Here is a 17,278-nt window from a genome sequence, read left to right on the forward strand (position 1 = left end):
CTTCCGCGGTCGCCTACTGCGCCAACCGCAGATGCGTCATCACCAGAAGTGGGGTGGAACCCCAGGTCATCAAGGACGCATACGGATTCTGCGGGCTGGGCCAGCCCGTGAACTTCTTGTCGCTGGAAAGGCCCCACAGCCCGCCGTAGAAGAGCGAGATCTCCGGCAACTGCTGGTACACCACCCTCTGGAGCTGGTCGGCCAGGCGCTTCTGCTCGGCCGGGTCGGTGGTGGTCCTGAACCGGTCCAGCAGCGCGTCGGTCGCCGGGTCGCCGTAGCGTTGGTAGTTCGACGCGGTGGAGGTGCCCACCGGCTTCTTGAAGGCCGAGTTCAGCAGGTTGTTGTAGTCCTGGTAGAGCGAGCCGGAGCCGCCGACGGTGCCCAGCGCCAGGTCGAAGTCGCCGTTCTGCAGGGACTGCTGGTAGGCGGCGGGCTGCGGCTTGTCGAGCTTGACGGTGATCCCGACCGCGCGGAGCTGCTGGATGATCTCCTGCGCGCCCTGCATCCAGTCCGCCCAGCCGTCCGGCACCGTGAGGTTGACGCTCAGCGGCTTGCCCGCGCTGTTCACCAGCTTGCCGCCGCGCTGGGTGTAGCCGGCCTTGGCGAAGGCGGCGAGCGCGGCCGAGGTGTTCTGGGCCACCATCCCCTGGTTCGGGATGGCGGTGTTGAGCGACGCCTTCTCGTTGGGCAGCAGCAGACCGGTCTGGCTGGCCGCCTTCACGTAGCCCTGCTCCGCCTTGTCGGCGATCTGCTGGCGGTCCAGCGCCAGCGACAGGCCGGTGCGGAAGTCGAGGTTGTCGAACGGCGCCTTGGTGAGGTTGGGCAGCAGCCCGACGATGCCGCCCGGCGGGAACCAGTAGCTGTGGTGCGTCTTGTCCGCCTTCACCCAGGTGTTGTCCACGTTCGGGAAGAAGGAGTACGCCCAGTCGTAGCCCTGGGTGGCGATGGCCAGGTCCGGGCTGGAGCCCGGCACGACGATCTTCTGGACCGCGACCTTGTCGGCCTGCCAGTAACGGTCGTTCTTGGCCAGGGTGTACTGGTTGGGCGTGAAGCGGGCCAGCGTGTACGGGCCGGTGACCACGGGATTCGGATCGGTGTACGTCACCGGGTTCTTGACGCCGCGCCAGATGTGCTCCGGCACGATGAGCGTCGCCTCGATGACCTTCGCCGCGGGGACGTCGGCGTTCTTCAGGTGGAAGACCACGTGGTCGCCGCTGACCGACAGCGAGGCGATGTGCTGCCAGACGCCGCCCGTGTCCAGCGCGGGGTGGCTGCGCAGCAGCTCGAAGGTGTAGGCCACGTCGGCCGCCGTGAACGCCTTGCCGTCCGACCAGCGCACGCCCTGCCGGATGTGGAAGTCGACCGTCCTGGCGTTCGGCTGGGTGTAGCCGGTGGCCAGGAACGGCGTCTCCTTGCCGTCGAGGTTGTTGACGACCTCCAGCGGCTCGTACATCCACGTCGTCAGGTTGCGCTTGTTCGGCGAGAACGGGTTGAAGTTCCTGAAGAGGGCCGGCGTGCCGTTGTCGGCACCCCCGACCAGCAGGGTGGTCGGGCCGACATTCGAGGTGCCGGACTTCACGGAGACCGAGCATCCGGTGGCGACGAGTGTGGCGGCGACCCCGAACGCGGCGGCGGCCCTCAGCCGTCTCCCGCTGGCACGCGTCATGGTCGGGCGATCCTCTCCCTTGAGGCCCTCCGAGGAGGGAGGGCGCAGGCTCCTGTCCTGCGCTTTCCGCACTGTATGCGCATACATTTCGTTTCCGCAAGGTTCCGGGACTGTGAACTGCGGACCACCTCCGGGCCCGCGCCGACCGCACCGCGAGGGTGCCGGCGGCCGCCGCGCGGCCGGGGAGGGTACGGTGTGGTTCCTGCGTGTATGCGCATACGGGAACGGGCGTGCACACGCTGACCGGAGGAGGAGCATCAGGTGGCCACTGCGCGGAAGCCGGCGTCGGGCACGACCGGTACGCCGACGGTCTACGACGTCGCCGAGCGCGCGAGTGTGTCGATCGCCACAGTGTCCCGGGTCTACCGTTCGCCCGACGCGGTGCGCGCGCCCACCCGCGAGAAGGTGCTCGCCGCCGCCCGCGACCTCGGCTACGTCCCCAGCGGCAGCGCCCGCGGGCTGGCCAGCCGGAACACCGGCATCCTCGGCCTGTGCTTCCCCGACTACACCGACCCCGAGAGCGACGCCCCGGGCGACGGTGACGAGAACGCCGCCACCCTCTACGCCGACCACATCATCCGCGGCATGGAGCGCGCCGCCCGCAGCCGCGGCTACGCCCTGCTGATCGCGGCCTCGCTGCGGGACGGGCCGACGAGCCTGGTCGCCACGCTGGCCGGACACGTCGACGGCTTCGCGGTCATGTCCCGGACCGTGGACGCGAAGGAACTGGAGACGGTCTCCCGCCGGATGCCGGTGGTCATGCTGGCCGGGCCGCCCGAGTTGGACCACCTCGACAACGTCCAGGTCGACAACCGCGGCGGGCAGAAGGAACTGACGCGCCATCTGATCGAGGAACACGGCCTGACCGAGCTGGCGTTCGTCGGCGGACCCTCGGACTCCCCCGACGCCGAGGCGCGCTTCCTCGGGTACCAGGACGCCTGCCGCGAGGCCGGCCTGCCGGTGCCGCCCGAGCCGGTCCGGCGCGGCGACCTCACGCGCGTCGCCGGGCGGGACGCCGCAAGGGCGCTCGTCGAAGGGGCCGGATCGGGGTCGGGCTCCGGTTCGGGCTCCGGGTCCACGTCCGGTTCGCGGTCCGGTTCGCGGTCCGGTTCGGGCTCCGGTTCGCGCGGGGCGGCGGGGCTGCCCGACGCGCTGATACTGGCCAACGACCAGATGGCGGTAGGGGCGTTGGAGGAGTTCTCCGCGCACGGCATCCGTGTCCCCGAGGACATCGCGGTGACCGGGTTCGACGGCATCCCGCTCAGCGCGATGGCCCACCCGCCGCTGACCACCGTGCGCCAGCCCAGCCGGCGGATCGGCGAGGAGGCGGTCGCGCTGCTCGTGGACCGCATCGGCGCACCGCAGCGCGAGCCGCACGCCCTGATGCTGCCGGTCTCGCTGCTGCTGCGGGCGAGCTGCGGCTGCGGGGAGTCCGTGCCGGCGCAGCGGCGCGGGTAGCGGATACGGGCGGGCGGCGCGGGTAGGGGCGGGCGGCGCGGGGAGCGGCGCCCGGGTCGTGCCGGACGCCGACTCCCCTTTCCCCGCGGCCCTCAGACGTCCAGGACCGTGTCCGGGGCGAGTTCGTAGACACCGTAGGAGAACCCCGCGGCCTGGATGCCGGACGCGGTCACGTCGACGCCGTGGACGGCGAGCGGGCGGGGGGCGGAGCCGGTGGCGGGCCACGGGGCCGTCGCGGGCTCGCGGCGCCCGTTGATCACCACGAGGTGGCGGTCGCCGCGCAGGTAGACGAAGGGGTAGTCGCGGTGCAGCACCTGTACCGTGCCGCCGGTGCCGAGGGCGGGCGTCGCCTTGCGCAGCGCGATCAGCCGCTGGACGTGGTGCAGCAGGGAGCCGTCGTCGGCCCGGGCGGCGGCCACCGTGGGCCGCTGCTCGTCGGGGTCGACGGGCAGGTAGAGCCGGTCCTGGGGCGCGGTGGAGAAGCCGGCGTTCGCGGAGCCGTCCCACTGCATCGGGGTACGGGACCCCTGGCGCGCCTCGCCGTCGAGCTGGCTGCCTTCCTTGTCCGGCAGCCCGGGGACGTACCGCATGCCGATCTCGTCGCCGTAGTAGATGACCGGCAGCGACGGCCAGGTGAGCAGGAAGGCGAAGGCGGGCGCGACCATGTCGCGGGTGCGGGGGCCGCAGGTCAGCCGGGAGAAGTCGTGGTTGGCGGTGGGCAGGGCGACATGGCCGGCGCCGTCGATCGCCTCGTCGGCCTCGCGCCAGGCGGCCAGGAAGGTGCTCATCGTGCCCCGGCCCTCGGGGTCGAAGTAGCAGGGCCGGCCGTCGGCCCACCCGCCCTGGCTGCCGGTGCCGTTGTCCCACAGCGAGCGCAGCGCCTGCCCGGTGAAGTGCAGGAAGAAGTCCGCGTGGAACCCGGCCGGTACGGCGGTCTTGGGGTCGCCCCACTCGGAGAGCAGGATGCACCCGGGGTGGGTCCGGTCGATCCAGTCCCGCATCTCCGCCCAGAGCCGGCCGGTCTCCACGAGCCCGGGGTCGTCCTTGACCAGGGAGGCGGCCATGTCGACGCGGAAGCCGGAGACGCCGCGGTCGAACCAGTACCCCATGATCTCCCGCAGCGCGGCGCGGTTGGCCTGGGGGCCCTCCGCGCTCACCGGCTGCCGCCACGGCTCGGCCGGGTCCATCCGGGCGTAGCCGAAGTTCAGGGCGGGCTGGATGGGATAGAAGTTCGCGAGGTAGTAGCCGCCGCGCGCCGCGTGGTTGGGAATCCAGCCGCGCACCGGGGAGGCGAGGCGGTCGGACCAGATGTAGCGGTGGTCGTCCGGGTTCTCGACGGCCTCCAGGAACCACGGGTGCTGGTGCGAGGTGTGCCCGGGGACGAGGTCGAGCATGATCCGCATCCCGCGCTCGCGGGCGGCCTCGATCAGCGCGTCGGCGTCCTCGTTGCTGCCGTAACGGGGGTCGACGGTGAGGTAGTCGGTGATGTCGTAGCCGCCGTCACCGAAGGGCGAGGCGAAGCAGGGGCTGAGCCAGAGCGTGTCGACGCCGAGCCAGGCCAGGTGGTCCAGCCGTTCCCGCACCCCGCGCAGGTCGCCGATGCCGTCGCCGTCGGAGTCGGCGAAGGTGGCCGGATAGATCTGGTAGAGCACGGCATCGGCGAGCCAGGGCGGTGGGTTCCGATGCGCGCCCTCGGGTGCGTTGTCACTGCGTTGTCCGTTGAACCGCACGGGAGCCCTTTCGTCGAAGGCTGCGATTGTACGACCGTATGTAAGCGCATACAAGCGAGTGCGGGGCGCCTGACCTGCGGCGGTCCGGCGGCGCCCCGACCGTGGAACGGACGGCCCGCTCCGTGCCGGACGGAGTGGCTGCGTACGGTACGGCTCGCCCGGATGTTCACCAGGAGTTCGACCGTACGCCCGGTCGCGAACCGGCGGGCCGCCATAGGGTCCACGAGCCGACAGGAGATCGTCAGGAGTGGCGGCGCGCGGACACGGGCGCACGCCGGGGGACGCGCCGACGACCACGGGGGCCGGGGGGTCGGGCCTGACGGCGCACACACCGTATGTCGATGCCTCACCGCATCGTGTCTTTGGGGGGCTCCACTTGAGAGTTCGTACCCGCCGCGGCCTCGCGGCGATCACCTCGGCCGCCTCGCTGGCGGCCGGCATTCTCGGTGCGACCGCACCGCGGGCCGGGGCGATGCCGATCGCCGCGGGGACCGGCCTGATCTCGGTCGTCGACGGCTCCGGCGTGACGACCGCCGGCGCCGACGGCAGCGGCGCCGCCACCGTGCCGCACCTGCCCAACACCGGCCGCCTGTCCGCCAACTGGGCGCCCGACGGCAGCCGTCTGGTGGCCGGCGGGCAGGACCCGACCCGGCTCACCAGCACTCGCCTGGCCGGCGACGCCTCGCACGTCACCACCGAGTGGCCGCAGGGCGCGTCCGGCACGCAGTACACCGACGCGACCTTCTGGCTGGACGGCAGCGACATCGTCACCAGCACCGGCGAGGAGCTGTACTACGGACCCTCCGACGCGTCGATCGGCCAGCAGCCGCTGCTCACCGGCACCAACCAGCCGCCGGCCGGCAGCTGCGACGTCCACCCGAGCGCGAGCATCCTCGGTCCGCTCGCCTTCGCCCGCTCCACCTGCGGCACGGACGGGTCGGACATCTGGACCCTGGACCCGGCCACGAACACCGTGCGGCGGATCGTGCCCGACGGCGCCGACCCCGCGTTCTCCGCGGACGGGGGCCGGTTGGCCTTCACCCGGGTCGTCGACGGCCTCAGCCAGATCTTCACGGCGGCCGCCGACGGCACCGGCGTCCAGCAGGTCACCACCGACGCCGTGAACCACACCGACCCGTCCTGGGACCCGGCCGGCGGGCGGATCGCCTACGCCGCCACCGACCCGTCGGCCCGCGGCACCGGCGCCACCGGCGCCACCGGCTCCACGTCGACCAAGATCCTCGACCTGAGCGACGGCAGCAGCACCGTCGTCAGCACCGGCAGCACCAAGCCGGCCTGGCAACCGGTCCGCAACAACACCCTGGACCGGGTGTACGGCACCGGCGGCATCACCATCGACCAGGCCGCGTCCCGCTTCACCTTCGACACCACCGGCGCGGCCCACGTACCCGGCCTGATCACCGCGCACTCGGCGGTCCTGGTCAACAAGGCCAACGCCACCTACGCGACCCCCGCGATCTCGCTGGCCGCGGAGAAGCAGGGCCCGATCGTGCTGACGGCCGGCGGCTCGCTGGACGCCACGGCCAGCGCCGAACTCAAGCGCACGCTCCCCAAGGGCAGCACGGTCTACCTGGAGGGCAACACATCGCAGTTGAGCTCCACGGTGTCCTCCCAGATCACCGCGCTCGGCTACACCGCACTGCGGATGGACGGCGCCGACCTCGCGTCGGTCTCCGCCCGGACCGCCACGCAGATCACCAAGAAGCCCGACTGGGTGTTCGTCGCCGACGGCATGGACTACCACGACCCGGTCTCGGCCTCCACCGCGGCCGGCGCGCTCGGCTTCCACGGACTCGGCGTGGTGCTGCTGGTCAAGGGCACGACCATTCCCGCCGCGGTCAAGACGTACCTCAACTCGCTGGACCCGGACACCACCGGGCTGGTGTCGGTGGGCGCCAACGCCAGGACGGCGCTGGAGAACACGCCGCTGGCCGACCAGTGGCAGTTCTACGACGTCAGCGGCACTTCGTACGAGCAGACCGCGGTCAACCTGGCGAACTTCTGGTGGACCGCGCCCAACATCGCCACCGTGGACGGGGGTTCGACCTGGTCCAACGCGGTGACCGGCAACGCGGTGACGGCGATCTACGGCCCGACCCTGTGGTCGGGCGCGGACGCGCTGTCCTCGCTGACCTCCGGCTACCTCACCAAGGAGTCCGCGAGCGTCCAGGAGGTGGCGACCTTCGGCGGCAACGACGCGTACGCGCCCGCCGCCCGCGCCGGCATCGGCGACGCGATCGGCATCAGCAGCGCGCAGCTGACCACCGTGTGGTGGGCCGGCGGCGCCGCCCCGGCCGCGCCGGCCGGCGGCACGTCGTCGAAGGCCGTCACGAAGGCGCTGCCGACCGTCCACGGCCCCGGGTCCGAGGCGTCGGCCGCCGACCGTCCGTCGCTGACCGTGCAGACCCGCGGCGCCCACCTGCCCGCGCCGAACGGCCGTACGCTGCCCGCGAAGGACGACCGCACCCGCTGAACCGCCTCACGACTCCCGGTGGGCCCGGCCGCGACACCCGGGCCCACCGGGGCTAACCGTTCCCGTACGGGTTGCCGCCGAGCCGGGTGCGGCCGTCGACCAGCTCGCGTACCGCGTCCAAGTGGCCGCTGTGGCAGGCGACTTCGGTGAGCACGTGGATCACGATGTGCCGGACGTCAGGCAGCCGCCAGGTCGGCCAGATCTCCACCGGCCAGGCGGCGGGCTCCTGTTCGGGCACGGCGGTGGCGAGCACGGCGTCCGCGCGCGCGATGGCCGCCCGGTAGTCGGCGAGGGCCTCCTCGGCGGTCATGCCCTCGGGGACGTACCAGTGCGTCTCGGCGCCCGTCGTGAGCTGTGCGGCCACGTCCGGCTCTCCGGCGATCACCCCCGGGAACCAGAAGCGCTCGACATCCACGGTGAGGTGGCGCAGCAGTTCCAGGCAGCTCCAGCCGCTCGGCAGCACCGGGCGCCGCAGGTCCTCCGCCGAGAGCCCTTCGAGGCTCCCGACGATGTGCTCGCGCTGCTGGTCCAGGGCGCCCTTGAGGGCGGTGAGTTCGGCGTTCACCGGGCGGCCCACAGGAGGCCCGGGCGCCGTGCGGGCAGCACCCGGGGCAGCACCCCCGCCGGCTCGCCTGTCGTGCTCGTCATCCGCGCGCCTCCGTCGACCGCACAGCGTGCACCTGCCTACGCCCTCGACGCTACCGCGGGGGTACGACAACTCCGGCCCGGGACTCCTGCCCGCTCGCGTACGCGTACCCGGACATGGCGGCGGGGCGGTGCGTGGTGCACCGCCCCGCCTGTGGGGTACGTACGGCTGTCAGTGGTGGCCGGCGTGTCGCCTTCGGCTCACGTAGGCCATCACCGCACCCGAGCAGACCAGCAGGGCGACGACCGCGAGGATCTCCGCGAAGCCGGACAGGCCGGTGGCGGCGAGGGAGCCCGAACTCGGGCTGCTCGAAGCCTGGTTGGTGGGCGCCGAGCTGTGTGTCGGGGCGGATGTGGGGGACGAGGACGTCGGCGGCGGCGAGGTCGGCGGCGTCTTCTTCGGGATGTAGACACCCGCGTCGATCGTGTGGTCCACGCCTCCCGCCTGCGCGGGAGCCGTGACCGGCGCGGTGCCGTCGCACAACCGTCCGGTGGTCGGCGGGACCACGTTGGAGTCGTGCGCCCGGTCCTTGCCGGCCAGCGGGAGCGTGAAGCGCAGCTTGTCCGCCCCCGGTGTGCCCGGCACGTCGCTTGTGTCCGCGGTGCACACGTCGAACTCCACCGTGTACTTCGCGCCCGGTGTCAGCTGGTAGTCGGCACCGACCCCGCCGAAGTAGTACTCGCCGTCGGCGTCGGTCGTGGTCGTGGCGACCTGCTTGCCGTGGGCGTCGAGCAGGTTGATCGTCGCGCCCGGCAGCAGCACCTGCCCGGCGTCCTGGATGCCGTTGTGGTCGCCGTCGTACCAGACCACGTTGCCGATCTGGATCGGCGCGTTCGCCGCGGCGTACGCGATGTCGCCGAGGCCGCCGGCCTTGCCGAAGCCGTTCTGCTCCTGGCCGACGAACTGGTAGGCGTTGGTGGAGGTGCCGTTGCCCGGGCCCTGGCCGGTGGCGAGGTCGTAGTAACCCGTCCCGTCGGTCTCGACGTTGACCGTCGGGTCGAACTCCGTGCTGACGACCGACGGCTCCCGCGGGATGTGGGCCACGGCGCCCAGCGCGGTCTCCTGGTGGCCGCCGGAGAAGAAGTCACCCGGGAAGTACTCGACGACGGAGCCGGGTTCGTTGTCGTCGTTGGCGGGGGTGGCGTTGTTGGGGCAGCCGCCGGTGCCTTCCCACGCGTACCCACCGGTGGGAACGGCGCAGGCCATGTTGATGTCGCCGCCGGACATGCCGAACTCCGGCGTGTTGTTCCCCGGGCGGGGGTCCAGCCCGTTCGCGCCGAGGACGTCCATGAACCGGTCGCGGAAGCCCAGCACCATCGAACCGTCGTTGGCGAAGGCGAGTCCGGACAGCTCCGGCTGCGGGTCGATGTAGGTGGTGCCCGACGCCGCCCGCTGGTCCCACGTCGCGATGCTGGTGTCCCACGGGTTCCAGTGGGTGGCCTGGTCGGTGTTGCCGATACCGGTGAAGACGGTCCCGCGCTCGAAGCCGAGCGGCTGGGTCAGCACGGTGTCGAACCGCTTGCCGTCGTACGTGGAGACGACGGCCTTCAGGTCGGAGCGCGCCTTCGTGCTCTCCGCGTCGCACACGCCGCCGACGTACAGCTTGTTGTCGTGGACGGCGAGGGCGAACGGCCGCCAGTCGCCGGACGCCGCGCAGCCCGGGTCCGGGATCGGCACCGTGGCCTTGGGCGCCGAAGCGGTCGACCCCGTCGCGTCGAAGCTCACCAGAGTGCGGGTGAGCAGGTTCACCGCGTAGAGCGTCGAGCCGTCCTCCGACAGGGCCACCCCGCCGATGCTCTCCTTGCCCGGGGCCTCGGTGAACCCGGGGTCCTTGATCATGTCGCCGGTGTCGTGCGCTGTCACGGCGGCGCCGGGCACCGTCGCGAACAGCTTCGCGTCCCCGCCGTCGACCGGGACGGTGTAGATCGCGCCGCCGCCGTCCGGCCCGTACGGGGCGTAGCGGCGGGCGAACGCGCTCTGGAAGAGCCGCCCGCGGTACCGGTCGTACGCCAGCCCGAACGTGGTGCCCACCTCGGCCTGGGTGTCCAGGGCGGTCGGGCACGACGCGTCGGTGGGGCACGAGCCCCGCACGTCCGTGCCGAACGCCACCAGCGCCCGGGTGTCGGTTCCCTTGCCACCGCTCTGGATCGGTACGTAGTACCGCGAGTCCGGCAGCGTGTAGTCGGCCGCGTCCCAGACGCCGGTGATCACCGAGGCGTCCTTGCCGCCCGAGACGTCGACGAAACTGGTGAAGCTGTCGAAGTGGTTCTGCGCGGTCGAGGCGGGCGCGGCCCGCAGATAGTCGCTGTACGGCGCGGGGACGGTGACGTCGACGCGGTAGCGGCCGCCGGTCAGTTCGGCCGACGGCGGTACCACGACCTTGCCGGTCGCGTCCGTGGTTCCGGTGACGTGGTGGCCGGCGGCATCGGTGACATCGACCTTCATGCCCCGCTGCGGCACGTCCGTGGTGGCGTTGATCACGCCGGTGCCGAAGAAGTCCCTCAACACCTCGACGGTCAGGGTGCCGTCGGAGGTCGACGCGCCGGCCTGTCCGGCGCTCGTCACGACCGTGCCGGTGGCGGCGCCCATCAGGAGAAGACCTGAGAGCCCCACTCGCACCAGCCTGTGTAATGGCATGGCTTTCCCTTGTTCGGACCACGTCGGCGCCGACCGCCGACGTCGACACAGCAAACTCGGTCGCCACGGTACAAGTTGACGGAGCGTCATGCACCGGAAACACAAAGTTTCGGCGGGGCCCGCCCAGGAGACCTGTTAGCATCGCGCCGCGTGAGAATCACGAAGGGTCTCCCGCGGCGCGCGGCGGGCAGCCGCCGCCCCCGGCGCACGCGGTTACGCTGGGCGGCCGCCGCCCTGGTCCTCGCGGCTGCCGCGGCAACCGCGTTCGTACTCGCCGGCGGCAGCGGCGGCGGTTCCACCGGCCGGCACGCCCTGACCTCGGACGAGGCGAACCGTCTGGCGATCACCCGGTTCCGCAACTACCAGGCGGGCGGCCGCGCGGTGACGATCACCGTGCCGAGCACCGCCGGCGGGCTGGTCGTCACCGGGTCCATCGACTACCGCGCCAGGATCGGGTACGGGGTGGTCCGCGGCAGCGGGCGGGACACCTCCAGCGACGGGCTGGTCGAGTGGACCGCCGGCACGGTCCTCGTCCACCCGATGGCGAACGCCCCGGCCGTCGCACCGGCGTCGCCGCCCTCCTCCGGCTGGTACGGCCGTCCGCTGACGAGCGCCGGCAGTTCCCTGGACAGCTCGCTGGCCATCGCGCTCAGCCTCGGCAGCGACCGCCCGGACAACGCCGAACTGCTGCCGCAGAACGGCGCCGTGCGGGTCGGCCAGGGCACCGTGCACGGCCACCAGGTGGTCGTCATGACCGGTCCGAAGTCCGGCTCCGGGCAGGGGACTTCGGGCAGCGTGCGCTACTGGGTCGGCGCGGACGGGACCATGTACCGGGTACGGGCCGGCGTGGCCTCCGAGCCGGCACCGGTGGTCATCGACTTCGACACCCAGAAGTACGTCGCGGTCCGGCCGCTGCCGGGTGTCACGCCGTCGCCGTAACCGGGCTCCCGGCTCCTGGCTCCCCGGCGGCCGACGTCAAGTGCGCTGCTCCGTAGGCCCGTTCACGAGATCCGCACCCGGGCGCCGGTCGCGAGCAGCGAGGGAGACGGCAGCGGGACGTGCGCGGTGTCCGGCAGCGCGGGAACGGCCGGCACGAGGGTGGCCCCGGTGGTGGTGGCGTTCGGAAACTGCGGTTGCGGGCCGGGCGCGGCCACGTCGGTGAACGGGATGCCGGACGGTGCCTGCGGCCTGGTCCAACTGCCCGACGGCGTCGCCGAATCGGCCCGCACCGGACAGGACGCGGTCGCCGCGATCCGCGCGGGCGCGGTGGTGTGGAGGACGTTGCCCCGCAGGCAGTTGCCCTTCCCCTGCGTGGCGTTGGGGAACGTCCAGCCGACGTCCACGCCGTTGGCGCTGAACGTGTTCTCCGTGATCTGGTTGCCGTCCGGCGGCAGGTCGGCGGTCGCGGTGATCACGAACCCGGCGTCGGCGTTGCCGGTGATCCGGTTGTGCACGAACCGGTTGCCGCTGCCGCCGTCCACCCCGACGCCGATTCCCCAGCCCCCGTCGGCCTGTTCGGGCGTACGCGGCTGCTGGTTGTCCGCGATCAGGTTGCCGGCGATCACGGCGCCGCGCTGCGGGAGCAGCTTCTCCTGGTGGTCGGAGTCGGTGGTCAGGCCGACGCGGTTGCCGGCGAGGCGGTTGCCCACCACGTACATGTCGCCGCTGGCGTTGGTGCCTTCGTAGCCGACCGCGTTGAGTTCGGCGACGTTGTCCCGTACGACGATCCCGCACGGCTTGCACTGCCCGACGTAGATCCCGGAGTCGGCTCCGCCCGAGGCGTAGGAGTGCTCGATCACCCCGTTCTGCGCGGAGAACGCGTAGATGCCGTAGAGCCCGTTGCGGGTCGCGGTCACGTACGAGACCAGGAACGACTTCAGGAAGTGCACGGGCTCGTCGCCGGTGTCGTAGCCGCCGCTCTGCCCGGGCAGCCCGGCGACCGCCGCCGCGGAACCGGTGACCAGCACCCCGTTCTGGGTGTTGTTCTCCACGGTGAGGTTCTCCACGGCCACCCCGGGCGCGGCGACGACCACGCCGTTGGGCTGTCGCAACCGCCCGTCGATGACGACCTTCTGCCGGGACTCGCCGCGCAGCGTGACGCGGGCCGTGCCGATCCGTACCGACTCGTGGTAGACGCCCGCGGCGACCAGCACCAGGTCGCCCGGCCGGGCCAGGGACACCGCGGCCGAGATGGTCGGGGCGTCGGCGGGCACGCGGATCGTCACGTGCGTGCCGCTGGGCCGCCGCCCCTTGGCCGCTCCGTCGTCGCCATGGCCGCCACCGCCGCTGCTACAGCCGGCCAGGAGCGCCAGCGCGACCAGTAACGCAGCCGTCACGCGAAGTGCTGATCGAGGCATGGGCACAGTCTGGCACGGCGGTGAAATCCGCGCGGGAATAAGGGAGTTGAGCGGTGCACGGGGATGCGGGTATGGCACGCTGCACATCATGCGCACGCCCGATCACCACCCGTCACGTCGCAGGTTCCTGGACGCGACCGGTGCCATGGTGGCCTTCGGTCTCGCCGCGGGGTGCACCGCGGACTCCTCCGCGTCCGACTCCTCCGCGTCGGACTCTGCCACGTCGGGCTCTTCCAAGTCGGGCTCCGGCGAGCCGGGTTCGGCCTCCTCGGGTGCGCCCGGCCCCGCCGCGGCCGCGCCGGTTCCGCCGACGGGCGCGCACCAGGCGGGCATCACCCTCCCGCAGCCGGCCCAGAGCAACCTGCTCGCCGTGGTGGCCGACCTGACCGCCTCGGCGGACGCCGGCCCGCTGCTGGCCGAACTCGGCACGACCGTGAGGGCGCTCGCCGACGGGTCCGACGCCCGGCTGCTCGGCCTGCCGCCCGGCGATCTCACCGTGACGATCGGGGTGGGCCCCCGGCTGGTCCGGATGGCCGGCCGGTCGCTGCCCGGCACCACCGACCTCCCCCGGTTCTCCCGCGAGCGGATCGCCGCCCAGGCACGCGGCGGTGACCTGCTGATACAGGTCTGCGCGAGCGACGCCCTCGTACCACCGGTCGTCGCCACCGCGCTCCTGGACCAGGCCGGCGACCGCCTCCGCGAACGCTGGCGCCAGTCCGCCCACCGCGGCCCGAACATCGCCGTGGACAAGGCCCTCACCGCGCCGCGCAACCTGCTCGGCTTCATCGACGGCATCGTGGGCCCGCACACGACTGCCGCGCAGGACCGCCACCTGTGGCTGGCCGGACCGGCCCCGGTCGCGGGCGGCACCATCGCCGTGGTGCGGCGGATGGAACTCGACCTGCCGCGGTTCGCCGCGCTGTCCGTCGCCGAGCAGGAAGCGGTCTTCGGCCGGCGCCGGGCCACCGGCGACCCGCTGTCCGGCGGCACCATCACCTCGGACCCGTCCCTCGGCGCCAAGACCCCCGACGGGCGCTACCTCATCCCGGCCGACGCCCACGTACGCCGCGCCAACGCCAACGCCGTGGGCGCCGGCCTCATGCTCCGCCGCTCCTACAGCACCGACTCACCCGCGGCCGGCCTGCTCTTCATCAGCTTCCAGAACGACATCCGGACCTTCACCAGCACCCTGACCCACATGGACGACTCCGACGCGCTGCTGGGCTTCACCACCACGACCGCGAGCGCGACCTTCCTGATCCTCCCCGGCTTCGACTCCCGCCGCCCGCTGGGTTCCCCGCTCTTCCCCTGACCCGGTCACCGCCGTGCTCGCGGCACTCGGCCGCGCCTCGCCCGGGTGGCGCCGGCTGGGTCCGGCTGGCTCCGGCTGGCTCCGGGGGGCTAGTGCTTCGCGCGGCCGTCGTACTCCTCACGGGCGGCGAGGACGTCCTCGATGTACCGCACCGACCACTCGGTGAGCGCCTTCAGGGGAGCCCGCAGCGTCTCGCCGAGCGGCGTCAACGCGTATTCCACCCGCGGCGGCACCTCCGGGTACACGGTCCGCAGGACCAGTCCGTCGCGCTCCAGCGTGCGCAGCGTCTGGGTGAGCATCTTCTCGCTCACTCCCGCGAGCCGCTGCCGCAGCGCGGTGAACCGGCACGCACCGTGCCTGCCGAGTTCGCCCAGCACGAGCACCGCCCACTTGCTGCCGATCTGGTCGAGCACGTCACGCGAAGGGCAGCCGCGCGTGTACGGGTCCCAGGACCGTATGGGCTCGCTCACATCCTCGTCGGTCGTCACACCGCTCACCTCGATCCTTTCCTCCGGGTGGCCACCTTACCCGAAAGTGGCTCCTTACCAAAGGAGAGTGACCAGGTCACGCTGGGTTTCGTGCCGCGGGAGGCCCGCGGCAGGAAAGGACTTCACCATGTCGATCGTCGTCACCGGAGCCGCCGGACAGCTTGGCCGGCTCACCGTCGAAGCACTGCTGGCGCGCGGGGTGCCGGCGTCGGACATCGTCGCGACCAGCCGGGACGTCGCCAGGATCAAGGACCTCGCCGACCGCGGCGTCGTGGCGCGCCGGGCCGACTTCGCCGAGCCGGACAGCCTCACCGCGGCCTTCGCGGGCGCGGACAAGCTGCTGCTGATCTCGACCACGACCGTGGACGAGCGGGTCGCCAACCACCGCCGCGCCATCGACGCCGCGGTGGCGGCGGGCGTGACCCTGGTCGCGTACACCAGCATGCTGCGCGCCGACACCTCCACCACCGTGCTGTCCGCCACCCACCAGGCCACCGAGGAGTACCTGCGCGAGCGCGTCCCGAGCGTGATGCTGCGCAACGGCTGGTACCTGGAGAACTACACCGCTCAACTCCCCTTGGTACTAAGCGAGTCAGCTGTCGTCGGTGCGGCCGGCCAGGGCCGGATCAGTGCCGCGACCCGCGCCGACTACGCTGCCGCCGCCGCGGTCGTGCTGACCGCCGAGGGCCAAGCCGGCGAGGTGTACGAGCTGGGCGGCGACGAGGCGTTCACCCTGGCGGAGCTCGCCGAGGCGATCGCGGCGGCGACCGGGCGGCCGATCACGTACACCGACCTCCCGGCCGACGCCTTCGCCCAGGCACTGACCGCCGCCGGCGTGCCCGGCGAGCTGGCGGACGTCCTCGTTGACGCCGATCTCGCCATGAGCCGCGGCGAGTTGTTCACCGACTCCGGCGACCTGCGGCGCCTGCTCGGGCGCCCGACCGTGCCGCTGACCGAGGCGATCGCGGACGCGCTGCGCTGACGAGGCGTGTTGACGCGGTGCGTTGCCGCGGCGAGGGCGAGTCGACCGGCGAACTCGGCCGCCGCAACCTGGTCCGCGCCGCGCCGCGCCGCGCCGCCGCCGAGGCCGCTGACGCTGCCGAGGCCCGCCGCCGCCGAATCCGCGGCCTCCGTCCCGGCGGCGGGTTCACGTACGGTCGTGCCGCGGCCCCGTACCGGCGACCTCGCCGCGGCGGCGTTCGCCGCACGGGCCGCGAACGCCGCTGCTGCCTGCCGAACCTCCGGACGTCGATCCTGCCGTCGTCCTGGGCGCCCTTCTCCACGCGTGACGGTGGAGGGCTCAGGACGCTTGGCAGGAAACGGTGGGCCAGGTCCAGGTGCCGTTGGTCTGGATCGTCACGCCCCAGTTGTTGCCGCTGCCGTTGGGAGTGGCGGTGAGCACCTGGCTGCTGGGCCAGGTCGCGTTGACGTTCCAGGTCGCGATGATCTTCTCGGGGGAGGGGACGTTCATGGTGACGGTCCAGCTGCTGGACCCGCTGACCGCCACATTGAGGTTGTACCGGTCGGACCACTGCTCGCCGGCGGAAAGCGTCGCGGTGCAACTGCCCCCGCCCGTACCGCTGGTCGAACCGCCGGTTGTACCGCCGGTCGTACCGCCTGTGCCGCCGCTCCCGCTGTCGGGGGCGACGGCGCGGCCGGTCTGCGGCGAGATCATGCCGGCGCACAGGCCCTTGCCCGCCAGCATCTGCGCGATCCGCGGGATGGCGGCCAGCGTGTTGGCCGGCCACTCGTGCATCAGGATGACCTGGCCGTTGGTGAGTTGGGAGTTGGCCTGCACGATGGCGTCGGTGCTCGCGCCGTTCCAGTCCTGCGAGTCGACGTCCCAGATGATCTCGGTCAGGCCGTACTTGGCCTCGACCGACTTCAGGGTGGCGTTGGTCTCGCCGTAGGGCGGCCGGAACAGTTTCGGGGTGCCGCCGCCCCCGGCGGCGATCGCCTGCTGGGTGCGGGAGAGTTCCGAGTCGATCTGCGACTGGCTCTCCTGGATCAGGTGCGGGTGGGTGTAGCTGTGGTTGCCCACCCACATTCCGGCGTTGATCTCGGCCTGGACCTGGGCCGGATACGAGGCGGCGTACTGGCCCTCGTTGAACATCGTGGCCCGCAGCCCGTTCTGCTTGAGGGCGTTGAGGATGGCGGGGGTGTGGTCGTTGGACGGCCCGTCGTCGAAGGTCAGCCCGACGTAGCCGTTGCAGGTGGCGGCGTTCGACGGGGCCGCGCCGACGCCGAGGGCGAAGGCGCTCGCCACGGCCAGCGCGAGGGCCGCCAGTACGGTGACCAGGGCGCGCGTCGTCGGGTGCGGTCCGGTGTTCAGGTGGGGTCTGGTGCTCATGGGACGCGTCGATCGGGCCGGGGCAAGATTCATGAGGGCGCTTCCTCCTGATCAGGGGTGGGGGGAAGGCAGCGCGAGGGGACGCTGCGCGGGTCACCGGTGGTGGACGAGCGGTGTGACGGCCGCGCGGTGGTGTGCCG

General features: G+C 72.4%; 12 protein-coding genes. 5 read left to right on the top strand and 7 right to left on the bottom strand.

The window, feature by feature from the left end; translation table 11 throughout:
* Window positions 1–13 precede the first annotated feature (13 nt).
* Complete coding sequence (locus tag ACIPAE_RS11265; RefSeq protein WP_402444442.1) at window positions 14–1,666, bottom strand: ABC transporter substrate-binding protein; 1,653 nt, start codon at window positions 1,664–1,666, stop codon at window positions 14–16.
* A 261-nt stretch (window positions 1,667–1,927) separates the two neighbouring features.
* Here ACIPAE_RS11265 and ACIPAE_RS11270 point away from each other — a divergent pair, with 261 nt between their 5' ends.
* Entirely contained in the window at window positions 1,928–3,124 is a 1,197-nt protein-coding gene (locus tag ACIPAE_RS11270; protein WP_402444444.1) for a LacI family DNA-binding transcriptional regulator, read from the top strand.
* Between the two features lie 92 nt (window positions 3,125–3,216).
* On the opposite strand, the gene ACIPAE_RS11275 is transcribed toward ACIPAE_RS11270, so the two are convergent.
* Entirely contained in the window at window positions 3,217–4,854 is a 1,638-nt protein-coding gene (locus ACIPAE_RS11275) for an alpha-amylase family glycosyl hydrolase (protein WP_402444446.1), read from the bottom strand.
* 376 nt (window positions 4,855–5,230) lie between these two features.
* On the opposite strand from ACIPAE_RS11275, the gene ACIPAE_RS11280 reads away from it, so the two are divergent.
* Window positions 5,231–7,348 (top strand): TolB family protein, encoded by a 2,118-nt coding sequence (locus ACIPAE_RS11280; RefSeq protein ID WP_402444448.1) that lies wholly within the window; start codon window positions 5,231–5,233, stop codon window positions 7,346–7,348.
* Between the two features lie 52 nt (window positions 7,349–7,400).
* Here the strand turns inward: ACIPAE_RS11280 and ACIPAE_RS11285 are convergent, their stop codons facing one another.
* Together ACIPAE_RS11285 and ACIPAE_RS11290 are read right to left on the bottom strand one after the other, a co-directional pair.
* The gene (locus ACIPAE_RS11285) at window positions 7,401–7,913 is read right to left on the bottom strand and encodes a DinB family protein (protein WP_402444450.1); all 513 of its coding nucleotides are present in this window, start codon (window positions 7,911–7,913) and stop codon (window positions 7,401–7,403) included.
* A gap of 252 nt (window positions 7,914–8,165) precedes the next feature.
* The gene (locus ACIPAE_RS11290) at window positions 8,166–10,583 is read right to left on the bottom strand and encodes an SdrD B-like domain-containing protein (protein ID WP_402444512.1); all 2,418 of its coding nucleotides are present in this window, start codon (window positions 10,581–10,583) and stop codon (window positions 8,166–8,168) included.
* Between the two features lie 282 nt (window positions 10,584–10,865).
* Between ACIPAE_RS11290 and ACIPAE_RS11295 the strand changes: the two genes are divergently transcribed.
* Window positions 10,866–11,570, top strand: coding sequence for a hypothetical protein (locus tag ACIPAE_RS11295; RefSeq protein ID WP_402444514.1), 705 nt, complete (start codon window positions 10,866–10,868; stop codon window positions 11,568–11,570).
* 62 nt (window positions 11,571–11,632) lie between these two features.
* Here ACIPAE_RS11295 and ACIPAE_RS11300 read toward each other — a convergent pair whose 3' ends face one another.
* Window positions 11,633–12,988 carry a right-handed parallel beta-helix repeat-containing protein gene (locus tag ACIPAE_RS11300; protein ID WP_329367621.1) on the bottom strand — a complete coding sequence of 452 codons (1,356 nt, stop codon included), beginning with the start codon at window positions 12,986–12,988 and terminating at the stop codon, window positions 11,633–11,635.
* Window positions 12,989–13,076: 88 nt separating this feature from the next.
* Here ACIPAE_RS11300 and ACIPAE_RS11305 point away from each other — a divergent pair, with 88 nt between their 5' ends.
* Window positions 13,077–14,300: a Dyp-type peroxidase gene (locus ACIPAE_RS11305; protein ID WP_402444452.1), complete on the top strand. Its 1,224-nt coding sequence runs from the start codon at window positions 13,077–13,079 to the stop codon at window positions 14,298–14,300.
* Between the two features lie 89 nt (window positions 14,301–14,389).
* On the opposite strand, the gene ACIPAE_RS11310 is transcribed toward ACIPAE_RS11305, so the two are convergent.
* The gene (locus tag ACIPAE_RS11310; protein WP_402444454.1) at window positions 14,390–14,788 is read right to left on the bottom strand and encodes a winged helix-turn-helix transcriptional regulator; all 399 of its coding nucleotides are present in this window, start codon (window positions 14,786–14,788) and stop codon (window positions 14,390–14,392) included.
* A 127-nt stretch (window positions 14,789–14,915) separates the two neighbouring features.
* Between ACIPAE_RS11310 and ACIPAE_RS11315 the strand changes: the two genes are divergently transcribed.
* The gene (locus tag ACIPAE_RS11315; protein ID WP_402444456.1) at window positions 14,916–15,770 is read left to right on the top strand and encodes an NmrA family NAD(P)-binding protein; all 855 of its coding nucleotides are present in this window, start codon (window positions 14,916–14,918) and stop codon (window positions 15,768–15,770) included.
* A 318-nt stretch (window positions 15,771–16,088) separates the two neighbouring features.
* Here ACIPAE_RS11315 and ACIPAE_RS11320 read toward each other — a convergent pair whose 3' ends face one another.
* Window positions 16,089–17,138 (bottom strand): polysaccharide deacetylase family protein, encoded by a 1,050-nt coding sequence (locus tag ACIPAE_RS11320; RefSeq protein WP_402444458.1) that lies wholly within the window; start codon window positions 17,136–17,138, stop codon window positions 16,089–16,091.
* Between the last annotated feature and the right edge of the window lie 140 nt (window positions 17,139–17,278).

It is taken from the genome of Streptomyces sp. NPDC087270, from assembly GCF_044744625.1.
Classification (GTDB): domain Bacteria; phylum Actinomycetota; class Actinomycetes; order Streptomycetales; family Streptomycetaceae; genus Actinacidiphila.

Coding starts and splice junctions, on each gene's coding strand:
- ACIPAE_RS11265 (WP_402444442.1), bottom strand. CDS start 1,666: ATGACGCGTGCCAGCGGGAGACGGCTGAGGGCCGCCGCCGCGTTCGGG.
- ACIPAE_RS11290 (WP_402444512.1), bottom strand. CDS start 10,583: ATGGGCGCCGCCACCGGCACGGTCGTGACGAGCGCCGGACAGGCCGGC.
- ACIPAE_RS11300 (WP_329367621.1), bottom strand. CDS start 12,988: ATGCCTCGATCAGCACTTCGCGTGACGGCTGCGTTACTGGTCGCGCTG.
- ACIPAE_RS11305 (WP_402444452.1), top strand. CDS start 13,077: ATGCGCACGCCCGATCACCACCCGTCACGTCGCAGGTTCCTGGACGCG.
- ACIPAE_RS11315 (WP_402444456.1), top strand. CDS start 14,916: ATGTCGATCGTCGTCACCGGAGCCGCCGGACAGCTTGGCCGGCTCACC.
- ACIPAE_RS11320 (WP_402444458.1), bottom strand. CDS start 17,138: ATGAGCACCAGACCCCACCTGAACACCGGACCGCACCCGACGACGCGC.